The organism is Streptomyces sp. NPDC059456 (genome assembly GCF_042750055.1).
Taxonomy (GTDB): domain Bacteria; phylum Actinomycetota; class Actinomycetes; order Streptomycetales; family Streptomycetaceae; genus Streptomyces.
This window is the reverse complement of the sequence record NZ_JBHYVA010000761.1, coordinates 1-3,862: the sequence shown is the minus strand read 5'-3', so window position 1 is coordinate 3,862 and position 3,862 is coordinate 1. Positions and strand designations below refer to the sequence as shown.

Annotated in this window: 4 protein-coding genes; 2 read left to right on the top strand and 2 right to left on the bottom strand. The window is 75.1% G+C overall.

Annotated elements, in window-relative coordinates; translation table 11 throughout:
• Together ACFXA3_RS37970 and ACFXA3_RS37965 are read left to right on the top strand one after the other, a co-directional pair.
• Positions 1-707, top strand: a 707-nt coding sequence (locus ACFXA3_RS37970) for a patatin-like phospholipase family protein (RefSeq protein ID WP_385195101.1), incomplete at its 5' end; no start/stop codon positions are given.
• Between the two features lie 175 nt (positions 708-882).
• On the top strand, positions 883-1,674 hold the full coding sequence (locus ACFXA3_RS37965) for a spermidine synthase (RefSeq protein WP_385195104.1): 792 nt from the start codon (positions 883-885) through the stop codon (positions 1,672-1,674).
• Here the strand turns inward: ACFXA3_RS37965 and ACFXA3_RS37960 are convergent.
• Both ACFXA3_RS37960 and ACFXA3_RS37955 read right to left on the bottom strand, forming a co-directional pair.
• Entirely contained in the window at positions 1,661-3,019 is a 1,359-nt protein-coding gene (locus ACFXA3_RS37960) for an MFS transporter (RefSeq protein ID WP_385195099.1), read from the bottom strand. The two genes, ACFXA3_RS37965 and ACFXA3_RS37960, sit on opposite strands and share 14 nt — an antisense overlap.
• A 112-nt stretch (positions 3,020-3,131) precedes the next feature.
• Positions 3,132-3,862: hypothetical protein (locus ACFXA3_RS37955; RefSeq protein ID WP_385195096.1), on the bottom strand; the 731-nt coding region annotated here is incomplete at its 5' end.

Below are 3,862 nucleotides of genomic sequence, written 5' to 3'. Positions count from 1 at the left end.
CGGTGGTCGGCGCCCAGCTCACCTCCGGGCTGCTCACCCCGCAGGAGCTCTACGAGCGCCAGCTGGGCGACCCCGCCGGAGAGGCGGTCGCCCGGCTCGGCGCGGGGCTCGTCGCCCGGTACGCCGTGGCCATGGTGCGCTCGCGGGACCCGCGCAGCTACCGCAGGCGGGTCGGCGCCCTCGCGCTCGCCGCCGACACCGGCGCGGAGGCGGACCGGCGCAAGGTGCTGGAAGCCCGGCTCGTCTCGCACGCCTGGCCCGAGCGCAGGCTGGTCGTCACCGCCGTCGACGCGCTCACCGGTGAGCTCGCCGCCTTCGACCGGGAGAGCGGGGCCGGGCTGGTCGACGCCGTCTCGGCGAGCTGCGCGGTGCCGGGGGTGTGGCCGCCGGTCACCGTGGGCGGCCGCCGCTTCATCGACGGCGGGATCCGCTCCGCGACCAATGCCGACCTGGCCTCCGGCTGCGCCCGGGTGGTGATCCTCGCGCCGATGGCGCTCGGCTCCGGGCTCGTCCCCTCACCGGCCGCCCAGGCGGCGCGGCTGCGCGAGGCCGGGGCGCGGGTGTTGCTGATCACCCCGTCCGCGCAGGCCCGCAAGGCCTTCGGGCGCAACGTCCTGGATCCGGCGCGACGGGACCCGGCGGCGCGGGCCGGCCTCGCACAGGCCGCGGAGCACGCGGCGGAGGCGGCCGAGGTCTGGGCGGCCTGACGCGTGACGGCGTGACGGCGTGACGGCGTGGCGGCGTGGCGGCGTGGCGGCGTGGCGGCCTGGCGTGCGTGACGCCCCGACCGGCGTCCCGGCCGACCGGCTGCCCGACAATGGTGCGGTGAGCGACGAACAGATCCCGGTCGTCCGGGCCGTGGGCCAGGGCACCGCCAAGCTGATGCCGGACGTGGACCGGGAGCGGGCGTGGCTGCTGACCGTCGACGGTGCCCCGCAGTCGTACGTGGACCTCGACGACCCCGGGTACCTGGAGTTCGAGTACGTACGCCGCCTCGCGCACGTCCTGGACTGCGTGGCGCAGCCGGGGGAGGCGCTGGACCTGCTGCACCTGGGCGGTGGCGCACTGACCCTGCCCCGCTACGCGGCGGCGGCCCGGCCGGGCTCCCGTCAGACGGTGGTGGAGTTCGACGCCGCCCTGGTGGAGCTGGTCGCCGAGCACCTGCCGCTGCCGGCCGGATCGGGCGTCACGGTGCACGCCGCCGAGGCCCGGGCCTGGCTGGAGTCGGCCGCCGCCGACAGCGCGGACGTCCTGGTCGCCGATGTGTTCGGCGGCTCGCGGGTGCCGGCGCAGCTGACCTCCGTCGAGTACGCGCGGGAGGCGGCGCGGGTGCTGCGGCCGGGCGGGGTGTACGCGGCGAACCTGGCCGACGGGGCGCCGTTTGGCTTCCTGCGGGCCCAGCTCGCCAACTTCGGCGCCGTGTTCGGGCGGCTCGCGCTCGTCGCGGAGCCAGGGGTGCTGCGCGGACGGCGGTTCGGGAACGCCGTGCTGCTCGCCTCGGACGCCGAGCTGCCGGTGGCCGCGCTGTCCCGGCGGTGTGCGGCGGACGCCTTTCCCGCGCGGGTCGAGGAGGGGGCGGCCCTGGCCCGGTTCATGAAGGGCGCGGTGCCGGTGGGGGACGCGGAGGCCGCCCCCTCGCCGGAGCCGCCGGAGGGCGCGTTCAGCCTGGGCTGATGACCCCGGCGGAGACCGCCGGGTCGGGAGCGCCGGCGTCCCGGCCGGCGGCGCCGGGCGCACCGGGCGCGGGGGCCGGGACCGAAACGGCCTTCGGGGGAGCGGGCTTGCGGGTCAGGCGGCGCACGTCCGGGACGAAGAGGACCGCGGCGGTGCCCAGTACGACCAGCGCGGCGCAGCCCCACAGGGCCGTGGTGCGGCCGAAGGCCGACTCGACGGGGCCGGCCACGGCGGTCGCCAGCGGCAGCATCGACACCGAGCCGAACCAGTCGTAGGCGGAGACCCGGGAGAACTTCTCCTCCGGGATCTCCTGGTGCATGGTCGTCATCCAGTTCACGCCGAACACCTCGATGGCCGTTCCGCTGACGAACATCACCGTGCACAGGCCCCACACCGGCAGGGGGACCGCCAGACCGGCCGACGGCAGCGCCAGGGGGAACACGCACAGGGTGCCGACCAGCAGCAGCCGGCGCGGTTTCCACACCATCATCAGGACGGCCCCGGCGATGGTGCCGATGCCGAAGAAGGCCAGTGCCAGGCCCCAGGGGGCGGGCCCGCCCAGCCGGTCGCGGGCGACGAGCGGACCGTAGACGGCCTCGGCCGCGCCGACGACGGCGACGACCACGGAGAACTGGAGCACGATGCTCCACAGCCAGGGCCGGGTCCGGAACTCCACCCAGCCCTCGCGCAGGTCGGCCAGCAGGCCGCCGCCGGGAGCCCGGTCGGCGACGCGGCCGACGTCCAGGAACGCGCGCAGGGCTCCGGCGACCGCGAACGCGGCGGCGTCCACGGCCAGGACCCAGCCCGGGCCGATCGCGGCGATCATGGCTCCGCCGAGGGCCGCTCCGCCGATGCCGGCGCCGTTCATGGCCATCCGGAAGAGGGCGAAGGCGCGGTTGGCGTGCTCGCCGGAGACGCTGGAGAGCAGCATGCCCTCGGCCGCCGGGTTGAAGAAGGCCTGGCCCGTGCCGCAGAGCGCGGTGAGCAGCATCATCTGCCACAACTGCGGGTGCCCGGTCAGGACGAGTGCGGCGAAGGCGGCCTGCGAGACGCAGTTGAGGGCGTTGGCCGCGACCATCACGCGGTGGCGCGGCAGCCGGTCGGCGAGCGCGCCGCCGATGAGCAGGAAGAGGACCAGGGGCAGCGTGCGGGCGGCCGCCACCAGGCCGACGTCGCCTCCGGACCCGCCCGCCTCCAGCACGGCGAACGCCGAGGCGATGAGCGCTCCGTGGCTGCCGAGGTTCGTCACGACCGCGGCACCCGTGAGCAGGGTGTAGTTGCGTCCGGCCCAGGCGGGCCGGCGGCGGGCGGTCGGGTGGGACGCGGCGGTGGGGGGAGGGTTCACCCCCGGGACTATCCCCGCCCCGGGCCGAGATTCCAAACGGAATTGCGGCCCGGGGCGCGGGGTCGGACGAATCGGCGCGCACGGGACGGACCTGTGGCCCGTGACCGCCGGGTCAGCTGGTGCTGCCGGTGCCGTTCAGTCGCACCGAGCTGAGGATCTTGTCCATCGTCTCCTGGGGGACCTCGCCCTGAACGCCTGCGGCGGCGAAGAGGACCCAGCTGGAGAAGTCACCGTTGGCGGTCTTGAAGCTGAACGCGATCGTCTTGCCGTCGGAGGAGCACTTGTTCTCCTTGGGCACCCCGATCGCCGTCGCGGTCGCCATGTGGCCCTTGAGGCCGGAGGAGGTGGTGTACTCCTTGGGCTCGGAGACCTTCACGGTGCCCTTGGGCGCCTTCTGTGCGAACGCGGCGAACGCCCAGTTGCCCGCCTCGTTCTTCACCGCCTCGGCGGTGTCCTTGGCGCCCTGGCCGCCCTTGGTTCCGGTGCCGGCGAGCTCGGTCGTCTCCTCGCGGCCGTCCTTGTTGGTGTCGACCTTGCACCAGTCCTCCTTGAGGAAGGCCGGCGCGGAGAAGCTGATCATGGGCATGCCGTCGTTCTTCGAGTCGTCGGTGAACCCGGAGATGACGCCCGCGCTCGCGACGTTCCACTCCGGCGGGACGTCGAAGGCGGTGCCGTACTTGGGGTTGAGGACGACCTTCCAGCCGGGGATCACCGGCTTGACGTCGCCGCCCGCGCGCGGGTTGTCGCCGGGCGAGGCGGGAGCGGCGGCGGGGGAGGAGGGCGCCGACGAGGAGGCGGCGGGCTTGTTGTCGGCCTCGTCGCTCTTCTTGTCGTCCCGGGTCA

Bases quoted from the DNA above. Each gene is read 5' to 3' on its own strand.
- ACFXA3_RS37965 (WP_385195104.1), top strand. From the start codon at position 883: ATGCCGGACGTGGACCGGGAGCGGGCGTGGCTGCTGACCGTCGACGGT.